Raw genomic sequence first — 20,735 nt, 5'->3', positions numbered from 1 at the left:
TTTTCCTTCCAGAAGTTCCTTGTTTAGCAGATAATATAATTCTGTATCGGTTTTGATTTCTGTGATGGAGAAAAGCGGTATAGTGAGGTCATGGATGCAGTGCTAGATAGCTGTTTGGGGGCAGCCTACCATCTTCTTTGCGAAACAGACGGTAGGGAATCCCTCAAAGTACTTCAGGGCATGCCGGAGAAATATCACTCGCATCCTTATTGGCTGTTGATAGCAGCGGAGGCGTATCGGCGTGAAAGTTGCGCAACTGTCGATACTGATAATAGTAAATATGACGAAGCATTGCGGCGTGCGAAAATTGGCGAAGCTGAAATGCTCAAGCTAGTGCGCGAGGTGGCACGGCAGGATTCTCAAGATGTGATTGTGCTTTTTAATCTTGCGGTTTTCCCACTTAAAGTTCGTTCGGGTGTGGTTGGTTTTTCTGATTATGGGATTGGGCTAAAATATGCTCATGAAGCGATAGAGCGCGATCCAAACAGGGTTGAATTGTATTTTGTCGTTGTCAATCTTATCCTGCGCATGATTAGCTCTTTTGATGACAAATTAGAGAGTAACCCGGAAGGGTTGAAACTATGGCAACTTTATAGTGATGCGGAAAGGGCGTTGAGTAGGGCCGAATCGCTTAATGCCGATCCGCTCTTGCTGGCGAAGCTCAGGATTGGTCTATTGGCTATGTCGGGGAGGCGCGATGAAGCAAAAACTAGACTTGAACAGGCGAGGAGTGGATTTCTGAGGGATCGAGACTTGAAGGCGATAGATAAAGCTCTCGCGCAGTACAGTCGTCCACCGAGCTCACGTGATCGTATGTTTAATTCTTTTATGAAAAATGCGATCACGCAGGCCGTTGAGAAAAATTCTTCGAGTGTGGTAGCAAATTTAAGTCCGGAGAAATTAGCAGAGTATAACGCGTTTATGGCGGCGATGAATAATCCTGCTGATGCTATCGGCATTCGAGATACTGAGCTGGGGATTCACGTCATTCGCACGGTTGAACAGGGGGATCCTAACTTTGGTGAACTGAATGATTACGGCGCGCTTTCTATGTTGCTCTCGGACGATGTGAAAGAGGATTATAAGGGTTGTGTCTTGTTAAGAAATAGTGTGCTTATTCTGATGAGCATATCTATTGCTGCAAATTTACCGATACCAGCTTTTTCTGACATGTGGCGAGTGTATTGCGGTTATGGTGGAGCTCTGCTGATGTTAACGCTGGTTGTTGGGTCGAATTCTTACCTTTGTATGCGTCTAGGTAAGACGCGATACAAGGGGCTTCTCAAGGCTGGTACAAAGCTGCATATGTGGTTGAGAATATCTGAAACTCTACCCGTACTCATGTTCTTGCCCAATGTGCTCAGTGTGTACAGTGAGCAGGCGGGATCGGTTTATATTCTGAGTGTTTTTATTGCGGTTGTGTTTTGTGGCGCGGCAGCTTCTTTGCATAACGCAAGCTATGAGGCTCTGATGAATATGGGCAAGACTCACCTCAATGATCCCGCAACCCTGTGATCGCACATTTCGTGATGCCGCCAACGATCCACCCATACAGAAACGCCCTGCCGCAGCAAAAGGGGATTGCTGCGGCAGGGCGGACGTCGCTAAGCACTCAGTGCGCACAACCTACCCGGTTCGGCGTGCGCGCCATGCGCCGGCGGCGGCCAGTGTGATGCCGGCGATGATCCAGCAGAGCAGGACGATGACGGAGTTGGTCATGCCCGCGCCGTCGAAAAACGCGGAGGAGCGGATGGCGGTTCCGGCGGCACCGAGCGGCAGGTACTGGCCGATGGCACCCCACGGGCTGGGTAGCCAGTGCATGCCCGTGGCCATGCCGGATAGTGGGTTGGAGATGAACAGCATGGTGACGGCACCGAGTCCCAGGCCAGCAAACCCGAGAAGCGAATTCAAACCGAGGACGGTGGTGGAGATAGCGGCGATGCCCAGGATGATCACAGCGGTGGTGGGCCAGAAGTTAGCTTCCAGGGCGTCGAAACCGAAGTAGAGTACAGAGGAGGCAACCAGACCACCGAGGATGGCCACGCCAAGAGCGCCGATGAGCTGCTTGGTTCGGGAGTTTTTGAACACCATGGAAAAGATTGCGGCGGTCGACATACCACCGAAGATCATGGGCATTGCAAGGGCGGTGAGGGCCGAGCCGGTGGGATCTTTTGCGGTCATCGGAGCGACATCGACGTAGTTGACGTGCTGCCCACTTTCTGCCATGCCGGCCCCCATTTGCTTGAGAAGCTGGACGTAGGGGGAGCCTGCGCCGCTTGCTGTCACAATGGTGACTCCTTCGGGGCCTGCGGTGATGGCGCCGATTGCGTCCCGATCCTTCACTGCCTGGGTAGCTTCCTCGGCTGTGTTGTAGGTGCTTACGTCAAAGGCATCGGGCGACTTTGCCTGTAGCCCCTGCGTGATCTGGGTGGTCACGGCTTCCGGTCCGCCTACGGCAAGGGGGAGATCCTTGGCGCCAGAGTTGAGCAGCGGCGTGACAAAGGCAAGAAGCATGAGCAGCAGTACCGTGCTCAGGCCGAGTATCAATCCGGCGAGTTTGAGGTACTGCTTGGTGGGGGTGTCAGCTTGGGTGCTGGTGGTGTTGCTTTGTGTTTGGGTGCTCGCGGCCGCGATGGTTGGTGTGGCCTGGTCGGTTGTGGTGACGGTCATCTTCTTGCGTCCTTTCTTGAGGTTTGTCTGCTCAGTTGTGTCTGCGGATCACACATTCCAACCAGAATCGGAGCGTTTTGATCCGTTTAAATGGAGCATAGTGATCCGTATAGTAGAATGCAACTACGCAGGGTAACGGGCATGATGCCGGGTGATAGTGCGGAAGATCGTGCAGAGAGAAGGGAAAGGGTATGCGCAAGGATGCAAGGGAAAACCGCGAGGAAATACTGAGGGTCGCGCGATTGTTGTTTGCGCAGCATGGGTTAGAGGTATCCATGCGCACTATTGCCTCGACGGTGGGGGTCGGAATTGCCACGCTGTACAGGAATTTTCCCACCCGCGCCGACCTTATTCTTGGGCTTGTCGAGCAGGGTGCGGGGGAGGTGGAGGCGCTTCTCGACGAATGCGTTGCGTCCTGGGATGCCGACCCGGAGGCAGCGTGGCAGAACCTTGTTCACTCACTCGCGAATCTTAAGATGAGTGCCTTGGTCTCGCAGATTGTGGTAACGCCAGAGGTGAAGGAGATTGTGGATCGGGCTCGCGAGATTCGCCGCACTGGCATTGAGCGCACGGCTGGGGTTCTGGACCGCGCAAAAGAGGCGGGCCTGCTTACGGAGGATATGACCATTGAGCGCTTCCACGTTGGCCTCGCCACCATTGCTCGCCCGCTCCCAGAACTGCCGGTTCTTGATTCTCAGCCTGGGCAAACGTGGCTGGTTGATGTATTCCTGAAGGGTATCCGCCCCGACTAGCTCGCGCATTGCTAGACGGCACTTATCGACGCCCGCCGGGGTTGCGGCGGTGTGTTGTGCTTGTGGTTGACCCCTAAAGAAGGTAGCACTTCCCCACTAACTTAAATATGACTTTGGTATGCGCTATTTATATTTATAGAAAGCAAATAAAAATCTAAGATTTTGCTTTGTGGGCAAAACCTAAAGCCTAAGGACGGTGTCGATCATGACATACCCCACCTCATGCTCACCCATCCCACCCCTCTCGCCTCGGACGCCGCAACAACCACAGCGCAGCACCGCTGGACGTGTGTTCAAAGCAGCAGTATCCATCATTGCTGTGATCATTGGTGGACTACTGCTTCTCGCTTCCCTGGGAATACTGGTCATATCTGGTTTCGGGCAAGCATTCGCCATGTTTCTTGTGTCGGCGGGCTTCCTTGTACCCGCTGGTTGGTGGTTTATTTGCGAATACAAAGACATGCAGCGGGCAAAAGAACAGCAGCGTGGTTTCTTTGGTCAAAGTGTGGCTCCCGCGCAGCGCCATTGGAAGGTTGTGGCACCGGCTGCCGTGGTTGCAGCACTCATGGGGATGGCGCTCGTCGAACCAGCACCTGACCATGAGGTTGTGGGGACTTCGGTACCTATTCCCGCGACCTCGACTTCTATGATGACCACCACGACATCAAAGCAGGAAACAACCCGGCGAACCTCAACCTCAACTACGACAACAACAAAAGTCACATCCGAGGTGGTTGCCCCTCTCTCGGATCTGGTGCAAGCAAGCCCGGAACCCACGCCTGAACCGGAGACGCCGGAACCCCCAGCTCCGCCGGTCCAGCCTGCCCAGGTGCAGAACCTCGTTGGAACACAGCAGAACAGCGCGGGCGCGTACCCCAACTGTTGCGCGGCCTGGACTGCCGGTGATGCACCTGTGTATGCAGGTTCTCCAGGTTACGGTCCGCATCTCGACCGTGATCACGACGGCATTGGCTGCGAAAAGCGCCCGAAAAACTGCTAGTAGTTGCTTGTTGCAAAGTTTGCTTATCCACAAGCACAAAAACACCCCATTTTCCAGCTTGGAGATAAGCAAACTTTACGGTACAAAACCATGGTCCATGAAAATGTCGCTCAGGATAGATCATGGCGCAGGAAGCCCGGTCGGTCCCGCCAACCTCAGCCCTCGAGGGCGTCGATAAGCGGTGGCAGCGCGGTCGCGGCGGTGGATCGCAAGGACACGCTGGTGAGCCGGGTGAGTTCGGTGGCGGCGGGGGAGATTTCCAGGATTGGCGTGCCGAGTTCCGCGGCGATAATCGGCAGTGATGCTGCGGGCTGCACGATGCCGGAGGTACCCACAATTACCACGAGGTCCGCGTTGGTCATTTTTTCCTCGGCGGTGGCCCACTCGCGCGGCGGCAATGCCTCCCCAAACCATACGACACCTGGGCGGATCGGGTTACCGCACAGCGGACAGTCGGGTGGCGTGAGGCGTTCAACGGGCTCGTCCGGCAGATCAACGTTGCGGTAGGGGCGGGCGCAGATGGTGCATCGCCACTCGAAAAGGCTGCCATGCAGGTGCGTCACCTCCGGTGACCCCGCGCGTTCATGCAAGTTGTCGATGTTCTGGGTGGTCACATGCACGTCGCTTATCGACGCCCACCGGGCCAACGCCTCATGCCCCGCATTCGGTTGGGCATTGTGGGCCAGTCGGGCGCGCCATAAATACCAGGCCCACATGGGGTCAGGGTCTTTCACCCAAGCGGAAATGGAGGCCATTGCCTGCGGATCAACGTTTTCCCACAGGCCAGTGGTGTCATCGCGGTAGGTTTCCAGGCCGCTTTCGGCGCTCATTCCCGCGCCGGTGAACACCTCAACGTGGCGAGCGTTGCGGGCAAGGTTGAGGGCCTGGTCAAGGGAGCGGTTGAAGTCTGCGTTGGGTGTCATGGTGTCGAGGGTAGTTGGGGTTGCAGAATCACAGTAATCGTATATACTTAAGCATGATAGTCCCCTTCCCAAGCCTCTCAATGAAGCTCAAATGGGTTGGGCCTTATTTTTAGGAGCTTCATGAAACCTTGGCGCTCTTGGGGAGAGCAGCTGCAATTATTTAAAGATCGAGGTTTAATTTTATCCTCAGAGGATGATTGTCTAAAATTTTTAAAACAAGTAGGCTATTATCGCTTTTCTGGATATCGTAGATATTTTCAGAAGTCTCCCGAAGATGGTGTAAATGAATTTATTTCCGGGGTGACTTTTGATCAAATATTTGAAATATATTCCCTTGATCAGAGATTGCACCAGTTTCTGATGGGTCCGATTTCTCAAATAGAGATATTATTACGCAATCGATATGCCTATATGGTTGCGGAGAAGGGTGGGGCATATGGGGAGTATCTTTGCGATTCCTATTTTTCTGGCGCTGAGTCATCTGAGTCGTTATCGGAAGCGTGCATTCGGGATATTGAACGAAGTAAAGACCGTCATATTCTTAGGTATCGCGATGATTCCGCTTCTGAAAAATATGCCAAACTTCCAGTTTGGTCTGCGGTTGAAGCTTTTTCTTTTGGTACGCTTTCAAAGTGTATTGAGAGGGGTCAGCATGGTCAAATGTCTCATTTGATTTGTGAAGATATTGGTCTTGCTAAAAGTGGATTCCCCTCTCGCTTGCGGTCTATTGTGTATTTAAGAAATAGATGTGCTCATTATGGGAGATTGTGGAATCATTGTGTGATTGATGCCGGGGCTGTTCCGCATAATGTGCGCAATAAGGCAAAGCGGCGGTTGGCTATAGGGAATTTTACGCCAAGATCAATTATGGATGTTATTGTTTCGTTGGATGATTTTCTTAAAAAAATGAATATAAGATCAGATTTTCTTGAGCAATTTGAACAATTATTCATGCTGGACAATGATGTCTTTAGGCGGGGGATGATTGATCCTCAGTCTACGAAAGATCGGTATCAACACTAGTGGTTCATTGACTCGCGGTCAGGTAATGTGCCTATTTGGGTCTTATGGGTTTGCCCTGCGTTGTGATGATTGGGTGGCGGCCATGACTGCGTTAATAAGTTCACTTACCCCGGGTTCTTCGATGGGAAAATGCCCGCATTCTTGGAGCAGGGTGCAGCCTGCAGGTTGTGGCATGGTGGCGAGTGTATCCATGCTGAGTCGCGGAGGTGTCCATGCGTCGCATTGTGGGTGCGCGAGGTGGACAGGCACGGTTGGTGGGGTGTGCTGGTAGCGAAGAAATGATGCGAGGAATCCTAGTGGAATCTGTGCTCCTCCACCGAGGGGGTCGCGAGCACATAACGCCGAAAGTTGTGGATTGCGGCTCATGCGTCTGAAGTTCGCGACCCACCGCATGGGGATCATGATGCGTGTGATGGGGCCGCGAGCGAGTGGTGCCACTAGTCCGGAAAGCACCCCGAAAGGACCAAATGTGGTCATATGCGCTTGGGCTTGCCATGTCCGGGGATTGAGAAGGCACGTGGCTACAACAGCGTGAACATGCCTGGATTGTGCAGCTACCTCGCTGGCAAGTAGGCCGCCGATGCTTGCCCCGACGAGAATGAGCGGGCGGTTGTCAGAATGCGCATCAATGTAGTCAACCAGCACATTCACCCAGTCTTGGTAACGAATGTCCTGTGGATGTGGTGTTTTTGTGAGGCCGTAAAGCGGCAAATCAATGGCGGAAACATCGATTTCTTGTGCTGCGATGAGGCTGGCGATAGGCCATAGCGCACCGCTGTGTCCACCTGCACCGTGAATAACGAGGATGCGCGCGTGGGCATCAGCGTTGTGGGTACATGCAACATGCACATGGTTTCCGCGCCAGGGCCACCACGTGTGCTCTGGCGCAGTTATCTGCGCTCGTAGTTCTGGAGGGTAGAAAGCGCTGTAGGCAGCCCACATGAACCTAACGCTATCAGTCCTCATACCCCCTTGTCCCAACGCATCATGCTTGCTATTATCACTTCTGCAGCCTGACGTATGAGGGGTGTGCGAGCATTCCAAAAGGTGGCGCGACATTGGCCAAGGGGTCGGTGGTTCAAACCAAATGGTCAGTGGGGTTCGCCTTGAGCTGACTCTGGGCTACACACACCAGGCATGGTGCGTACCGTAGGGATACTGTGGATAAGCTGGGAAAACATAATACGGCGAAAGCGTACTGCGGCGTGGGTTGAATCTAGACTCATGCTAGTTTTATAAAAATAACATCTACGGCTATGATGATTCTTAGTTTCTCAAACAGAAGGAATCATCAATGTCTACACGACTTTCTATGCGTATGACCTGCGCACTTCTCGCTGGCGTCGCCGCAACTGTTGGCTTCACAACCCCTGTCGTTGCCCAGTCATCAGACCTCAGCTCCAGCTTCTCAAAGCCCTCCAAGCCTGAGGCTCCCAAGCCCTCGGAAAAACCTGCAGAAAAACCCACGTCTGAAGCCCCCACGCCTCCAGCTCCTGACGCCAACAAACAGTCCGAGGCCGTATTGGGCAAAGGCTACAAGGCGACAACAAAATGTGAAGGCCGCGATGTCATGCTCACTGTCGAATTCACGGCGCCAGAACCAGCGTTCTATCATGTGGCCCTGCATGACATGTACAACCTCCAAGAGAAGCCACTTGTTGTGGTGGACCGCTGGGTGAACAAGGATGAAAAAGTGACTTTCAAGGGTGTTGCCCCACAGCGCCACCCACTCGCCCTGGTCAGTACGCGAGTCGAACAGTACAATTACTCGCCGCTGATTAGTACCGACTCGCTGGGCGCAGGCCCCTGCGTGTACCCAGGCAAAGAACTCTAATCAGCACGCTTATCGACGCCGCGCGGGGAACGCGGCGTCGATAACTCACCGTTAACTCTTTGTTGCGGTAACAAAATAGGTCGCCGACCAAGGGCCGGACCACCACATCTCCCATCCGACTGAACGGGTGTGAGTATCGGTGGCGCCGGCTTCTGTGAGTGCTGGGCCGTATTCTTTGGCTTTAAATGGGTCGGCAATAATGATGTGGCCACCTGGCTTGGCCACGCGATATGCCTCGTGAACTGCCTTTTTGCGGCCTTCAACAGAGTGGATATTGTGAATGGCCAGGCTGGAGACAACCACATCAAAGGAATTGTCGGGGAAGGGGAGAGCTGTCATATCGGCGGTTTCCAATGTGACCCTATCGGCAACTCCCTCGATTTCCGCGTTATGCAGTGTCGCATCCATGGAGTTTCCTGATTGATCAATGGAACGCCACAGGTCAATGCCAATTGCTGTGCCATGGGGAATGCGTTGTGCTGCGGCGATAAGGACGGTACCGTGACCGCATCCCATGTCCAAGATCTTTTCGTTTCCTTGAAAAGGAATGTCGTTCAATACGCGATCCCACACCACGAATTTTCCGCGAAATGTGGCGTGTAAATAGAATCCCGCCTGGACGGCAGATAAGACTGCGCCAATGTAAAACCACGGTGACCATATCAGGCCGCAGATGATGAATATGACGGCCCCGATGCTGAACGCTGCGGGTACGATCGGTCCGTCAATCCCGTAGCTAACCTTTGCTTTGTGTGGTTGTGCCATTATTGTTACTGCCTTCTTCTAATGTCCTTAATCAGAATGAATCAGCAGTGGCGCGTGGAGCAATACTTGTTTATCGGTGCAGTCACATTAGGGGGACGATCTCACCGCTCACAATCGTGGTGGTAGCACCCCCAACCCACACCGCGCCCTCATCGTCAGTGGTAATAGTGACCACCCCGGCGCGGTGAAGATTGCCGCCCTGGGTCGCGGTATATGTGCTGGGTGCAGTGCCTTCCCGGATTAACCACTGCGCAAGCGAAGCGTTGAGGCTACCGGTGATCGGATCTTCCGGTACCCCAATTCCGGGGGCGAAAGCGCGTACCTCAAAAGTATGGGGGCTGCCGGTGGGGTGCGGACCCACAATGCCTACCAGGGCGTCGTTAAGTAGATTGAAGTTGGGTTCAAGAGCGGTGACCTGCGCGGCGCTGGCGAGCTGAATGCCCGCCCAACCTGGACCGTTGTCCACCCACTGGTGCGCGACAACATCCTTGCGAGTAATGCCGAGCCCTGCAGTGAGGTGATCGAGTTCGGCGTCGGATAGCGGGCCACTGCGGATAGTGTCAGGGGCCTTGAAAAAGTACTGGCCGTTGATTGTGCGGATCTCCACAAGCCCAGCACCGCACTGCTGAATAATGCGATCAGCGGTGTGCTCAGGGTGCTGTTCATGCCACGCGTGTGCCGAACCGAGCGTGGGGTGCCCGGCAAAAGGAATTTCACTATTCGGCGTGAAAATACGCAGTGCGTAGTCGGACTCAGGCGAGGTAGCGGGCGTAATGAACGTGGTTTCAGACAGGTTTGTCCAGCGCGCAATACGCTGCATCTGCTCGCCGGTTAAACCGTCGGAATCGAGGATAACTGCCACCGGATTTCCCATGAACGGTTCCGTGCTGAAAACGTCTACCTGCGCAAATGCTCGCCTTGTGTTCATGCGGTCATTCTGGCATAAAAACTGGAGGTTGTGTATGAGTTGAGCTATGGGGTCGTTACCAAACACAAGACTTGCCGCGGTGCGTGATGTGGGCAATATTGCCCAGCTTCTGGACGCTTTTAACTGCGAATATGACGAGCCTTCCCCAGGCGTGGAGTTTCTTACTCGTCGTCTTCATGAGCTTTTATCCAGTGACCTTGCATATGTGGTTGTGGCCGGTGACCCTATCGTCGCGTTTGGCCTGGTTACGCTGCGTCCCGACGTATGGGCAAACAGCCTCATCGCCACATTAGAAGAGCTATACACCGTGCCAGAGTGGCGCGATAACGGCTACGGCAGCCATTTTTGCGCCACGTAATCAGCGAGGCAAAGGCTCGTGGTGCGGGTGAGTTAACTATTGGAATTGATGCCCCGGATATCGACGCCCAGCGTTTTTATGCACGGCACGGTTTTCCCATCGGCGATGCCTATATCGCACGCCGGGAACTGTGAAGCATGCTGCTTAGCGACGCCCTTTGTGTCGTTCACCTGGGTAAATTCAGGTTTGCAGAACACCATAACCCCTCTACAACCCAATAACCCGACGTAGCTCCTCGCCAATCGCGTCGAGCCGCTTGCGTGCTTCCTCCCAGGTGCCGCCTGGGAGGATGACTTCTAGGTAGCATTTGAGTTTCGGTTCGGTGCCGGAGGGGCGGATGATCACGCGGTCGTTGGCTGCGGTGAGCAGTATGAGTCCGTCGGTGGGTGGAAGCCCGTTGTAGCCTTCCCCCAGGTCAATAACTGACACAACCTCTGAACCAGCAAGTTCAGTGGGAGCCGTCGAGCGTAACTGTTGCATCGCCGCAGAGATGAGACCTACATCCTCAACCCGAAACGTCACTGGGGCGGTGGCGTGCAGGCCGAAGCGGTCGGCGAAGCTGTCCAGCACATCCTGGATGGTGCGGCCGTCGATACGCAAGCTATCAGCCAGTAGCGCCATGGTGACGGCGGCGGTGATGCCGTCTTTGTCGCGCACATGTGCTGGGTCGCAGCAGTACCCGATGGCTTCCTCGTAACCAAACACCAGGTCAGGTACTCGCGCAATCCATTTGAATCCCGTGAGCGTGGTGCGGTGTTCCAGCCCGTGGTCTGCGGCGATGGCCCCGAGCAGGCGGGAGGAGACAATGGAGCTGGCCAGCACGCCGACCCCAACGCCACCACCTCCAATCCGGCCAGCAACATAATCCCCCAACAAGCACCCGGTCTCATCCCCAGAAAGCTGCCGCCAATTCCCCTGACCAGTGGGAATGGCCACGGCGCAGCGGTCGGCATCGGGGTCAAGGGCGAGGATCAGGTCGGCATTCACGTCACTGGCCAGCGCTATGGCGAGGTCAAGCGCGCCGGGTTCCTCCGGGTTGGGGAATGCAACGGTGGGGAAGTCCGGGTTGGGCGCGAATTGCTCTTCCACCACATGGATGTCGTTAAATCCCGCAAGGTTCAGGGCCTGCCGCGCCACCTCACCGCCAACGCCGTGCATTGCGGTGAGAACAATGCGCACGTCACGCGGCGAACTACCCAGCCGAGTAACCTTCTCAAGATACGCAGGCAGCACATCTACCTTTTCTACCCGCGACGCGTTACGTGTGATCTGGTCAGCAGGGGAAGCCTGAGTAATGCACGCCATGATTTCGGCATCGGCAGGCGGCACGATTTGCACTCCATCAGCGACCCCAGTGGCGACGCGTCCACCCAGGTACACCTTGTATCCATTGTCGGTGCGCGGGTTGTGGGATGCGGTGATCATGATCCCGGCATCGGCATGAAGTGCGCGGACGGCGAAGGCGGTGACGGGCGTCGGTAAGCAGGGCGGGAGGAGGAGTGCGGTGCTGCCAGCTGCGGAAATGACCTCGGCGGCGGTGGTATAGAAGTCGCTGGAGCCATGGCGGGCATCGCAACCAATAACCACGCGGGGCGCCTCCACCTGCCGCCCCAACCAGTCCATGAGCCCGTAGGTGGCACGCGTAACGACGGCCCTGTTCATTCTGCTTTCCCCAGCCCCCACCTCGCCGCGCAATCCAGCGGTGCCGAAGGTGAGTGGCCCAGAGAAGCGGCTTTGCAGTTCGGCTGCGCGTGCCGGGTCCTCAAGGAGGCCCAGCACATAGGCTGCGGTCTCCGGGTCGGGGTCATGGGCGGCCCAGTCACGTGCCACATCGGTGATGCTCATGACCTCCAGCTTATCGACGCCCCGTCAGTACTTGGTCCAACGCAGCAGGTAACGGTAGTACAGGGCGCGGCGGATATGCGCGCCGGGCAGTACATCGTTGGCGATGTTGCGGATGTCGCGCAGGTTGAGCGTGGGCGCGGCTGTGCGCATGTCGGGGTCGTGTGTTTCTTTGTGCAGGTAGGAGCTTATTTTCACCACTGGGAGCAGCGCCCCTGAGATGGCCCAATCCATGAGAGAACTGTTGCGGGCCAACCCAACCACAAGAATCTGACCGCCGGGACGCAGCATATTTTTTGCTTTAATGAGCGCGCAGCGCGTGTCCATGTGGTGCAGTGAGGCGACAAAGATGATGGTGTCAAAGAGCTGATCAGGCGAAAAGTCGTCGAAGGTTGCGCTCTGGATGGTGGGCAGCGTGGCGGTAACATTCGGATCTATTCCCGTCACGGATGCGCAGGTTGCAGATAGTTTTCGAACAAGCAGCCCGTCGCCGCAGCCAACATCAAGAACGTCGCCATGCGCGTGCCGCATGACCCACGGGTGATAGGCGATGTTGTGGTTCCAAGGGGTAGCGGACATCAACGCTCTTTCTTGCTGGTATCTTCCGATCGCTCTGCTGTGTGAGACGAAAATGTGCTTATCTTCAAGCTCGAAAACACTCCATTTTCGTGCTTGAACATAAGCACATTTCCCAGTCACGCCAACCATCCCTCAAAAAATCATCGGCCTTCTTCGGCACTGATCTTCAGTGCGGTGATGAATTCGTGGTAGAGCTCGTCGTTGTTGAGCAGGTCGTGGTGGGTGCCGCGGTTTCGTATGCGCCCGTTTTCTAACACAATGATCTGGTCGGCATCAAGAACGGTGGAAAGTCGGTGTGCGATGGTGATCACGGTGCCGGTTGAAGCGGCTTTGGAGATCACGTTTTGGATAGCGGCTTCGGTGATGCCGTCGAGTTGGGCTGTGGCTTCGTCGAGGAGGAGGACGTCGGGAGTGCGCACGAGGGCGCGGGCGATGGCCAGGCGTTGGCGTTCCCCGCCGGAGAGGCTGGTGCTGCCCACTGGGGTGTCGAGTCCTTCGGGGAGTCCACTGATTTTTTCGTCGAGGCGGACTGCCCGGAGGGCGTCCCAGACTTCATCGTCGCTGGCATCCACTACTCGGAACAGCACGTTGTCGCGAATGGTGCCGTTGATGATGGGGGTTTCTTGTTCGACGTAGGCGATGTGTGAGCGGACGTCGTTAAGGCTGAGGTCGTGGTAGGGGATGCCGTTCATTTCCACAGTGCCGCGTTGGGGGTCAATGAAGCGGAGCAGCAGGGAGAAGATGGTGGTTTTGCCTGCGCCGGATGGTCCGACGAGTGCGACGTGCCCGGATCGCGGCACGTCCATGCTGATGTTTCTGAGGGCGGGTCGTTGGGCGTTGGCGTATCCGGCGGTGACATTGCGCAGGGAGAACACGGAGTCTTGCGCTGGGTTTTCTAGTTCGCCGTGGGTTTCTATGGGCCGGCCGGCGGGCACGGCCAACCGCCCGGGCCGTCCAGACTGTGCTGACCTTTCCAGTTGCTCCGCGCGCCCCAACTCCAGCTGGTCCGATGTAGACCTTGAATCTGCAGGTCCCGCCGATCGTGTGAATGGCCGTGGCCGGTGGGAACTGAGACCGGTCAGGTCTTCGAGTTCGAGTTTTTCGGTTTCTCGGATGCGTTCGGCGGCGGCCATGCCGGATTGGATTTCGGTGAAAGCCATGGTGAGGCTGGATACGGGTTGGACGATGTTGAAAGCGTAGAGCAGGAACGCCACGAGGGTGGATACTTCGATGGATCCGTTGCTGACGCGCCAGGCACCGACGCCAAGCACGGCGATGAGGGCGAGTTGGATACCGCCGCTGGCCACGACTCCGACGGCGGAGGAGACCCATACGGCGCGGACTGCGTAGCGGTTGGATTCTTGGGCTTTGTCGGAGATGCGGGCGATTTCGCGGTCTTCAGCCCCGCTTGATTTGACGGTGCGGATGGCCCGCATGCCACCTTCGAACATGCCGCCGACTTCGCCGAGTGCGCCTTGGGCGCGTTTTCGTGCGCGACCGATGTGGGGCATGAGTGCACCAAGGAACACGCCGATGATGATCAGTGCGGATAGGGTGCTGAGCAGGAGCGGGACGTCGAGAACCGCCATGAGCACGATGGTGCCTACGAGAGAGACAGTGCCGTTGACCAAGTTGAGAAAGCTTGAGGTTGTTGCTTCCCTGAGTAGCACGGTGTCGCTGGTCACGCGGGTGACCAGCTCACCCGACGTGAAGTTTTGGATTTGTTCGAGTTTCGCCCGAAAAAAACGGTTGATCAGTGAAATCCTGGCATCGAGCACAATGCCTTCCGCGACACGTCCCAGGATGGCGGCCTGGGTGAAACCCGCCACAATGGCCAGGGCGAGGAGTCCCAGCAGGATGGCGATGGGGCCGCCGAGGGATTGTCCTTTACCAAGAGTGTCCAGCACCCATTTGGTGGCCATGGGCATGGCTAGTTCCATGCTTGTTCCCACCAGGCCGAAGAACACGCCTACGAGCAGGATAGGGAGATGTGGTCTGGCAAAAGACCAGATGAGCTCGTAGTTTGAGGCACCTTCGCTTTTTTTCCTATGTCGGGCACGGGCCGGACTTGGGTTTCTTTGGCTGTTGTAGGTGCTCATATATCTTGTACATGTTCTTTTCTCGGGAGGCTGGTTTCTCCCTACTAACCGTAGCCCAGTTTCGGTAATGGTGCCACATTTCCCACGGGTATCATTGTTCATAAAAGTGCACGTCAGGGCTAAATTTGCGCAATTGTGGATGGTTCCGTATAGTTCTTTGCAGTCGCCACAAGCGACGCGCTCCCATCGTCTAGGGGCCTAGGACACCGCCCTTTCACGGCGGCGACACGGGTTCGAATCCCGTTGGGAGTACAGGAACTGGCCAACAGGCCAGTTTTTATATGGCCCTGTGGCGCAGTTGGTTAGCGCGCCGCCCTGTCACGGCGGAGGTCGCGGGTTCAAGTCCCGTCAGGGTCGCACTACAGATACCCTTCATGTTTTCTCATGAAGGGTTTTTGCTTGTCGACGCCCCGTTACTCATTCGACCCTCATAACCAACCGTTTTCCTGTGCTAGGTACACGGCGTCGTGGTGGTTACGTGCCTGTGTTTTGGCGATGATGGCGGAAAGATGGTTGCGTACCGTCCCGGCACTGAGCCCCACCTGCGCCGCGATGTCGGTAATGGAACTGGCTTTCAGAGCCGCACGGCAGATGTCCATTTCCCGTGCTGTGAGGGGGTTGTCGGGCATGAAGAGTGATTGCTCGGCCAGGTCGGGGTCAATGGCGCGGAGTCCGCTGTGTACTCGACGGATGGCGTCAGCAAGTAGATGTGGTGGGGTGTCTTTCACTAGGAATCCTTTGGCACCTGCGGCGACGGCACGTTTGAGGTATCCGGGTCGTCCAAAGGTAGTCACGATGATGGTGGCACAGGTGGGGAGGGCGTCAGTGAGTGCCTGGGTGGCAGTGATGCCGTCCATGCCGGGCATCTCAATATCAATGAGCGCCACGTCAACATGTGCTTTCAGGGCGGCGGCAACAATCTCAGTGCCGGAGCCGACTTCCGCCACCACCTGGAGGTCTTTTTCGAGGTTGAGGAGTGCTGCAAGTGCGCCCCGAACAAGGGCTTGATCGTCAGCAATGAGAAGAGTGATCATGGCGTGTCCATGGTGATGTTCAGTTCGGTTCCAGATGAGTCGGAGGTGATGGTCAGGGTTCCGCCGGATTCCGCTACCCGAGCTTCCAGCCCACCGAGACCGTTTCCTCGGTAAGTGCTGCGGAAGCCGCGGCCGTCGTCACGCACAACAAGGCGAGATGGGGCCAGTTCGACGACGCAGTGCGTGGCCCCCGAATGCCTGATCACGTTGGTCACGGCCTCCTTTAGGGCCCAGGCAAATACGCGGGAGGTGTCGTCAGGAATGCGTGTCGCGTGGTGAGGTGCCGGAACCGTCGCGCGGATTGATGCGGTAGCCAGTGCCTCGGCGGCGGACACCAGTTCGCGTGCCAGATCAGGTGTGCGCAGGTGAGTGACGGTGGCGCGAGCTTCGCCAAGCGCGGAACGACTGAGTTCAGCCACTGCCTCGATTTCGCGCCGGGCCTGCTCGGGGTCGTGGTCAATGAGTTTGCGGGCGAGTTCGGATTTCAGATTGATTACGGTGAGGGAGTGCCCCAGCACGTCGTGGACGTCGCGGGCCACGCGTTCGCGTTCCTGCACTATGGCAAGCTGCTGTTCCACGTCTCGTCGGACGAAGTCCACTTCCACCCCGTAGCGCCCCGCAATGATTACCATGACCACAATGGCCAGCGTGATGGGGCCATAGTCATCGTTGATCAATCCTACGATTAGCAGCGGCAAGGCGATGAGCAGGGTGATCGTCGTAGGAATGATCATTCGCCATTCCAGTTTATACAGGATCACCGCAATGATGTACGGCACAAAGGTCGCGGTGGAAGGAAGCCTGGTCAGCCATCCTATCGTGACGGTGATGGCGAGCAGTACCACCACCCAGGCCACAACATCAATGCGTAACCGCCATGCGGGATGCCGGAGCATCATCATGCTTAGCAGGTATACGGCGATGAACAGCACCGTCAACGCGTAGCTTGTGGTTTTGATGACGGCGCTGTGGTCTGAGTTGGAAACGTCCGTGATGAATAAGGTGAGGAAAATCAGCCAGACGCCTGCTTGTAGGACGTAGCGTGTGGACATGGTTTCAGCCTATCGAAACCTCAGCGGCCCATACCGGCCTCTACCGGCCCTTGTCGCGGCGCCACAGGAGCGTGCAGATGAGCGCAAAAATGAGGGTCCACGCTGCGATGTTCACCAGCGCGTACCACAGCGGATCATCCACGGTGTAGGGGGCGCTGCTTAGAGCCTGCATGCCATCGGTCATAGGGTAGCGAGCAAGTGACACGCTGCCATAGATCGGAGTGAACCTAGCGAATGGCATAAACGATTCGGGCATGGGTGTGAAGGCATTGCCCAAGAACGACATAGGCACAACCGACAGAGTGGACAAGGACACCGCTGCTGAGGAGCGGAACGCCGTGGCAAAGATCAATCCGTACAGGCTAAAGGGAATGACCGCGATGATGGAGAGCACACCCGCCGCCAGCCATTCTCGGATCGGCATGCTGGCGCTGCCAAAATAGCCGCACAAGAATACGCCGATGACGGCCAGCGTGGCCCGCGACATGGTGGTGGCTATCTGTGCGATGATGCGTTGCCAGGCGCGCAGTGGGGTGAGGGCGAGTTGTCTGCCCCAGCCGGAAATTTCGTCAACAACCATGCTACCTACGGTGCCGACTGCACCGGTGATGGCACCGTAGGCGGCCATCCCAATCATCACGTAGCTGGCAACGTTGCCGTCGTTGATGGGTCTGTCCGTTCCGTTTTGGCTGGCTCCAAACACGATGAACAGTATGGAGGGCAATGCGATGGATACCGCCAGTGCAGTGGGTTCTTTCAGTGCACGCCGAATGTCAAAAGACATGTATCGCAGGGTGTTCATGACTCGGTCTCCGTGGATGTGAGGTTGAGGAAGACATCTTCCAGCGAGGATTGGCTGACCATGATGTCTGTGGCTGGGGTGTGGTTGATGAGGTGCCGCAGGAGTGCGTCGGAGTCTCCGGTATTCAACAGCGTGCGGTTCCCGTTTGTGGTTAGTGATGCCACGCCGGGAATACGGTCGGTGGGAAAGTCCGGCGGGAATGTCGCCGATACTGTCCGCCCACCCGCCCGCGACCGAACTTTATGCGTTGTGTCATCGGCGACGATCTGCCCGGAGCGCATCATGACGATCCGTTCGGCAAAGTTCTGGGCTTCCTCTATGTAGTGGGTGGCAAACATAATGGTTTTCCCGTGTTGAGCCTGTTCCTGCATAGTTTCCCAGAAAGCGTGACGGGCACCCGCGTCCATGCCTGCGGTAGGTTCATCGAGGATGAGGAAGTCCGGGTCGGGCAGTAGTGCTAGGGCGAAGCGGAGCCGCTGTTGCTCGCCACCGGAGCATTTAGCCACGCGCCGCCGGGCGAGGTGGCTGAGATTGGTGCGTCGGAGGACGGTTTCCGGCAGCTGTGGGTTGGGGAAGGTGGTGGCGATCATAGCCACCGTTTCCCATACCGTGAGGTTTCCCAGTAGCCCACCGGTTTGCAAAACAGCCCCGATTTTCGACGCCGCGATGGCCTGCCGTGGTGCCGACCCAAAGGCTTGTATCGTCCCGCTTGTCGGTGTGGTCAGCCCTAGGATCATGTCTATCAGCGTCGATTTCCCGGCACCGTTTGGCCCTAGCAGGGCGATGATTTCTCCCTGCTTAATGTCAAGGTTCACCTGGTTGACCGCGCGGAATGTCCCTTTAGAACGGTCCCTGAACTCCTTGATCACGTCGCGTGCGTGAATGACTTCTGTATTCATACTTTTTAGTGTTGTCGGGTAGCTTATGCCTGACACGTAGCTGTTGTCATGGGCAAGGCATGACTTTTGTCATGGATATGGGCTTTTGACAGAGCGTGATGAGTCACGTGCTTTGTGCGCGCACTCGTCCACCCCTAGACCATCCGCCTCAAATTAATTAGTATACGAATTATGTCCCCTGATTTTCTCCCCACATCCATGGGTTTCCTGGTCAACCGCCTCGCCCGTGAATTTCACGCCGCGTTTACCTCGGCGTTGGCAACAATCCCAGGCGGCATGACCTCCGCGCAGTTTGCTGTCCTGCAGGACATTTATGAGCACCCGGGCAGTTCCCAAAAAGAAATATCCAAACGCACCGGCATGGACGTCGCCACGCTCACGGAGCTTCTGCGCAGGTTGGAGCAGCGGGGCCGTATTGTGCGCTCAAAATCCCCAGAAGATGCCCGGCGGCATGTCGTCTCGCTTGCCCCGGAAGCCACACAAGACATACGCCAAGCTCGCGAGGCCGCAGCCGCTGTGAATGCCCGCGCCGTGGCCGGGCTATCTGACCATGATATTGCGGTGCTGCGTCGGTGCTTAACCACGATGGAAGGTAACCTCCAATGAACTGGATCATTGACATCAATGCCGTCATGGCAATGGTCACCATTGTTTTTGGCATAGTGGCCTTGGCTCGGCCCACGCTCCTATCGGGTGCGCCTGCCGATGCGGGGTCCCGCTACTACGCCGCCATGTATGCGGCCCGCGCCATTCCTTTCGGCGCAGGCTTGGTATATGTGCTCATCGTCGCCGCTCAGCATGCGGTCCCGTGGCTTGTAGTTGCGGGTACCATTCAGGTCTTGGATGCCGCCATCGGGTGTCGACGCCGCGTCGTCGGTGCCGTCGTAGCACCTTTGGCGCTTGCATCAGTGCACTTGGCAACCGCAGTGCTCGTGCAAATGGCCTATTGACATGCCGGTTTGCCAGTATTCCTATCACCTGTGTAAAGTTTTTTCTCGTGCGATGGGGCAACCCAGGCATAATCTTTTTGGCCCTGTGGCGCAGTTGGTTAGCGCGCCGCCCTGTCACGGCGGAGGTCGCGGGTTCAAGTCCCGTCAGGGTCGCGGAGTTTTCATGGAGTAAAAACCACAAACTCTGCCCAGGTAGCTCAGTCGGTAGAGCATCCGCCTGAAAAGTGGAAGGTCACCAGTTCGATCCTGGTCTTGGGCACACCTAAAAGCGTCTGCTAGACATGTAGCAGGCGCTTTTTGCGTACGATGCCCTAAATTCCATGAGTCAAGGAGATGATCGTATGGCTATTGTCACGCAGCACAACCCGGCCGAGAGCCGCTACACCATTGAGGTGGATGGGCAGGTCGCGGGGTTTGCCGATTATGTTGAATCAGGCACCATTCGCGATTTCAACCACACCGTGGTCTTTGACGAGTTCCAGGGCCAGGGACTATCAAAGCCACTGATCAAGGAAGCACTGGATGATTCCTTGCGCAGCGGCTTCAGCATTGTCCCCACCTGTTCCGCAGTGGCCAACTTCGTGGCCAAAAACCCAGGCTATATGGAGTAGTCAGCCACCACGTAAGCGTCCGGGTCCACCAGTTTGATGCATTCCTCGGACTTGCGGGGTCGGCTTTTCGCCGGGATACCCACGGCAATGTGGTTGGCGGGTACGTCTTTGGTCACTACAGCATTGGCGCCAATGGCGCTGCCTTCACCGATGGTGATGGGGCCCAGCACTTTCGCCCCAGCGCCCACGGTGACGTTGTCTTCCAGGGTGGGATGGCGTTTTGTCTGGGTGAGCACCTGACCGCCCAGGGTTACCCCGTGGTACAGCATCACGCCGTCGCCGATGTCAGCGGTTTCGCCAATGACCACTCCCATGCCGTGGTCGATGAAGAAGCGCCGACCGATGGTGGCGCCGGGGTGGATTTCCACGCCGGTGAGAAAGCGCGTGAACTGGGAGAGGATGCGCGCCGGGAGTTTCAGTCCGCGTTTCCACAGGACGTGGGCGATGCGGTAGGCCCAGATGGCGTGTAGCCCGGAGTAAATGACGGCGTTTTCGATATCGCCACGGGCTGCGGGGTCGTGGTCGCGGGCGTTGGCGAGGTCTTCGCGGATCATCGAGACGATGCGATTCATGGGGTTCAATTCTATAGAAAACACCCCGCGCGTCACGCAATG

The 20,735-nt window shown here is 56.6% G+C and carries 23 protein-coding genes and 4 tRNA genes; 14 read left to right on the top strand and 13 right to left on the bottom strand.

The annotated features are described in order from the left end of the window. Nucleotides 1–90: 90 nt before the first annotated feature. Entirely contained in the window at nucleotides 91–1,515 is a 1,425-nt protein-coding gene (locus CDUR_RS11005; RefSeq protein ID WP_179418240.1) for a hypothetical protein, read from the top strand. Nucleotides 1,516–1,626: 111 nt separating this feature from the next. Here the strand turns inward: CDUR_RS11005 and CDUR_RS11000 are convergent, their stop codons facing one another. Beyond that, entirely contained in the window at nucleotides 1,627–2,670 is a 1,044-nt protein-coding gene (locus CDUR_RS11000) for an ABC transporter permease (protein ID WP_179418239.1), read from the bottom strand. 191 nt (nucleotides 2,671–2,861) lie between these two features. Here CDUR_RS11000 and CDUR_RS10995 point away from each other — a divergent pair, with 191 nt between their 5' ends. Together CDUR_RS10995 and CDUR_RS10990 are read left to right on the top strand one after the other, a co-directional pair. Beyond that, the gene (locus CDUR_RS10995) at nucleotides 2,862–3,422 is read left to right on the top strand and encodes a TetR/AcrR family transcriptional regulator (protein ID WP_179418238.1); all 561 of its coding nucleotides are present in this window, start codon (nucleotides 2,862–2,864) and stop codon (nucleotides 3,420–3,422) included. A 205-nt stretch (nucleotides 3,423–3,627) separates the two neighbouring features. After that, nucleotides 3,628–4,422: an excalibur calcium-binding domain-containing protein gene (locus tag CDUR_RS10990; RefSeq protein WP_179418237.1), complete on the top strand. Its 795-nt coding sequence runs from the start codon at nucleotides 3,628–3,630 to the stop codon at nucleotides 4,420–4,422. A 155-nt stretch (nucleotides 4,423–4,577) separates the two neighbouring features. Here CDUR_RS10990 and CDUR_RS10985 read toward each other — a convergent pair whose 3' ends face one another. Further along, nucleotides 4,578–5,345, bottom strand: a complete 768-nt coding sequence (locus CDUR_RS10985; RefSeq protein WP_179418236.1) for an NAD-dependent deacylase — start codon at nucleotides 5,343–5,345, stop codon at nucleotides 4,578–4,580. Between the two features lie 120 nt (nucleotides 5,346–5,465). Here CDUR_RS10985 and CDUR_RS10980 point away from each other — a divergent pair, with 120 nt between their 5' ends. After that, on the top strand, nucleotides 5,466–6,368 hold the full coding sequence (locus CDUR_RS10980) for an Abi family protein (protein WP_179418235.1): 903 nt from the start codon (nucleotides 5,466–5,468) through the stop codon (nucleotides 6,366–6,368). A gap of 42 nt (nucleotides 6,369–6,410) precedes the next feature. Here the strand turns inward: CDUR_RS10980 and CDUR_RS10975 are convergent, their stop codons facing one another. After that, the gene (locus tag CDUR_RS10975) at nucleotides 6,411–7,310 is read right to left on the bottom strand and encodes an alpha/beta fold hydrolase (RefSeq protein ID WP_179418234.1); all 900 of its coding nucleotides are present in this window, start codon (nucleotides 7,308–7,310) and stop codon (nucleotides 6,411–6,413) included. A 352-nt stretch (nucleotides 7,311–7,662) separates the two neighbouring features. On the opposite strand from CDUR_RS10975, the gene CDUR_RS10970 reads away from it, so the two are divergent. Next, nucleotides 7,663–8,202, top strand: a complete 540-nt coding sequence (locus tag CDUR_RS10970) for a hypothetical protein (RefSeq protein ID WP_179418233.1) — start codon at nucleotides 7,663–7,665, stop codon at nucleotides 8,200–8,202. Nucleotides 8,203–8,253: 51 nt separating this feature from the next. Here the strand turns inward: CDUR_RS10970 and CDUR_RS10965 are convergent, their stop codons facing one another. Beyond that, entirely contained in the window at nucleotides 8,254–8,967 is a 714-nt protein-coding gene (locus CDUR_RS10965) for a class I SAM-dependent methyltransferase (protein ID WP_179418232.1), read from the bottom strand. An 82-nt stretch (nucleotides 8,968–9,049) separates the two neighbouring features. Next, the gene (locus tag CDUR_RS10960) at nucleotides 9,050–9,895 is read right to left on the bottom strand and encodes a PhzF family phenazine biosynthesis protein (RefSeq protein ID WP_179418231.1); all 846 of its coding nucleotides are present in this window, start codon (nucleotides 9,893–9,895) and stop codon (nucleotides 9,050–9,052) included. Nucleotides 9,896–9,941: 46 nt separating this feature from the next. Between CDUR_RS10960 and CDUR_RS10955 the strand changes: the two genes are divergently transcribed. Together CDUR_RS10955 and CDUR_RS10950 are read left to right on the top strand one after the other, a co-directional pair. Then, the gene (locus tag CDUR_RS10955) at nucleotides 9,942–10,253 is read left to right on the top strand and encodes a GNAT family N-acetyltransferase (protein ID WP_233452945.1); all 312 of its coding nucleotides are present in this window, start codon (nucleotides 9,942–9,944) and stop codon (nucleotides 10,251–10,253) included. Beyond that, nucleotides 10,241–10,387 (top strand): GNAT family N-acetyltransferase, encoded by a 147-nt coding sequence (locus CDUR_RS10950; RefSeq protein ID WP_233452944.1) that lies wholly within the window; start codon nucleotides 10,241–10,243, stop codon nucleotides 10,385–10,387. Before CDUR_RS10955 ends, CDUR_RS10950 begins: the two co-directional genes overlap by 13 nt. Nucleotides 10,388–10,460: 73 nt before the next feature. On the opposite strand, the gene CDUR_RS10945 is transcribed toward CDUR_RS10950, so the two are convergent. From CDUR_RS10945 to CDUR_RS10935, 3 genes are all read right to left on the bottom strand, one after another. After that, complete coding sequence (locus tag CDUR_RS10945) at nucleotides 10,461–12,098, bottom strand: phospho-sugar mutase (RefSeq protein WP_179418230.1); 1,638 nt, start codon at nucleotides 12,096–12,098, stop codon at nucleotides 10,461–10,463. Between the two features lie 24 nt (nucleotides 12,099–12,122). Beyond that, nucleotides 12,123–12,674 carry a class I SAM-dependent methyltransferase gene (locus tag CDUR_RS10940; RefSeq protein WP_233452943.1) on the bottom strand — a complete coding sequence of 184 codons (552 nt, stop codon included), beginning with the start codon at nucleotides 12,672–12,674 and terminating at the stop codon, nucleotides 12,123–12,125. Nucleotides 12,675–12,814: 140 nt separating this feature from the next. Beyond that, nucleotides 12,815–14,773 carry an ABC transporter ATP-binding protein gene (locus CDUR_RS10935; protein WP_179418228.1) on the bottom strand — a complete coding sequence of 653 codons (1,959 nt, stop codon included), beginning with the start codon at nucleotides 14,771–14,773 and terminating at the stop codon, nucleotides 12,815–12,817. Between the two features lie 179 nt (nucleotides 14,774–14,952). Between CDUR_RS10935 and CDUR_RS10930 the strand changes: the two genes are divergently transcribed. Beyond that, a tRNA-Glu gene (locus CDUR_RS10930) sits at nucleotides 14,953–15,025 on the top strand. Nucleotides 15,026–15,056: 31 nt separating this feature from the next. Continuing rightward, nucleotides 15,057–15,130: transfer RNA gene (locus CDUR_RS10925), tRNA-Asp, on the top strand. A gap of 71 nt (nucleotides 15,131–15,201) precedes the next feature. Here the strand turns inward: CDUR_RS10925 and CDUR_RS10920 are convergent. From CDUR_RS10920 to CDUR_RS10905, 4 genes are read right to left on the bottom strand one after another with little or no spacing between them, the layout of a single operon-like run. Then, a complete protein-coding gene (locus CDUR_RS10920) occupies nucleotides 15,202–15,807 on the bottom strand; it encodes a response regulator transcription factor (protein WP_006062157.1) in 606 nt (201 codons plus the stop codon). Next, entirely contained in the window at nucleotides 15,804–16,859 is a 1,056-nt protein-coding gene (locus CDUR_RS10915; protein WP_179418227.1) for a sensor histidine kinase, read from the bottom strand. Before CDUR_RS10915 ends, CDUR_RS10920 begins: the two co-directional genes overlap by 4 nt. Nucleotides 16,860–16,899: 40 nt before the next feature. Next, nucleotides 16,900–17,643, bottom strand: a complete 744-nt coding sequence (locus CDUR_RS10910) for an ABC transporter permease (RefSeq protein ID WP_179418226.1) — start codon at nucleotides 17,641–17,643, stop codon at nucleotides 16,900–16,902. Between the two features lie 14 nt (nucleotides 17,644–17,657). Further along, nucleotides 17,658–18,560: an ABC transporter ATP-binding protein gene (locus CDUR_RS10905; RefSeq protein ID WP_179418225.1), complete on the bottom strand. Its 903-nt coding sequence runs from the start codon at nucleotides 18,558–18,560 to the stop codon at nucleotides 17,658–17,660. Nucleotides 18,561–18,731: 171 nt separating this feature from the next. Here CDUR_RS10905 and CDUR_RS10900 point away from each other — a divergent pair, with 171 nt between their 5' ends. The 5 genes from CDUR_RS10900 (at nucleotide 18,732) to CDUR_RS10880 (ending at nucleotide 20,121) form a co-directional block, all read left to right on the top strand. Then, nucleotides 18,732–19,166 (top strand): MarR family winged helix-turn-helix transcriptional regulator, encoded by a 435-nt coding sequence (locus CDUR_RS10900; protein ID WP_179418224.1) that lies wholly within the window; start codon nucleotides 18,732–18,734, stop codon nucleotides 19,164–19,166. Further along, nucleotides 19,163–19,510 carry a hypothetical protein gene (locus CDUR_RS10895; RefSeq protein ID WP_179418223.1) on the top strand — a complete coding sequence of 116 codons (348 nt, stop codon included), beginning with the start codon at nucleotides 19,163–19,165 and terminating at the stop codon, nucleotides 19,508–19,510. Before CDUR_RS10900 ends, CDUR_RS10895 begins: the two co-directional genes overlap by 4 nt. 79 nt (nucleotides 19,511–19,589) lie before the next feature. Next, nucleotides 19,590–19,663: transfer RNA gene (locus CDUR_RS10890), tRNA-Asp, on the top strand. A gap of 33 nt (nucleotides 19,664–19,696) precedes the next feature. Then, a tRNA-Phe gene (locus tag CDUR_RS10885) sits at nucleotides 19,697–19,769 on the top strand. A gap of 82 nt (nucleotides 19,770–19,851) precedes the next feature. Continuing rightward, complete coding sequence (locus CDUR_RS10880) at nucleotides 19,852–20,121, top strand: GNAT family N-acetyltransferase (protein ID WP_006062163.1); 270 nt, start codon at nucleotides 19,852–19,854, stop codon at nucleotides 20,119–20,121. Here the strand turns inward: CDUR_RS10880 and epsC are convergent. After that, the gene (epsC, locus tag CDUR_RS10875) at nucleotides 20,109–20,693 is read right to left on the bottom strand and encodes a serine O-acetyltransferase EpsC (protein ID WP_006062164.1); all 585 of its coding nucleotides are present in this window, start codon (nucleotides 20,691–20,693) and stop codon (nucleotides 20,109–20,111) included. The genes CDUR_RS10880 and epsC overlap by 13 nt on opposite strands. Nucleotides 20,694–20,735 lie beyond the last annotated feature (42 nt).

The sequence above is a fragment of the Corynebacterium durum genome, from assembly GCF_030408675.1.
GTDB lineage: Bacteria > Actinomycetota > Actinomycetes > Mycobacteriales > Mycobacteriaceae > Corynebacterium > Corynebacterium durum.
Note: the sequence above shows the minus strand (reverse complement) of the source record. Positions and strands in the feature narration are given on the sequence as shown.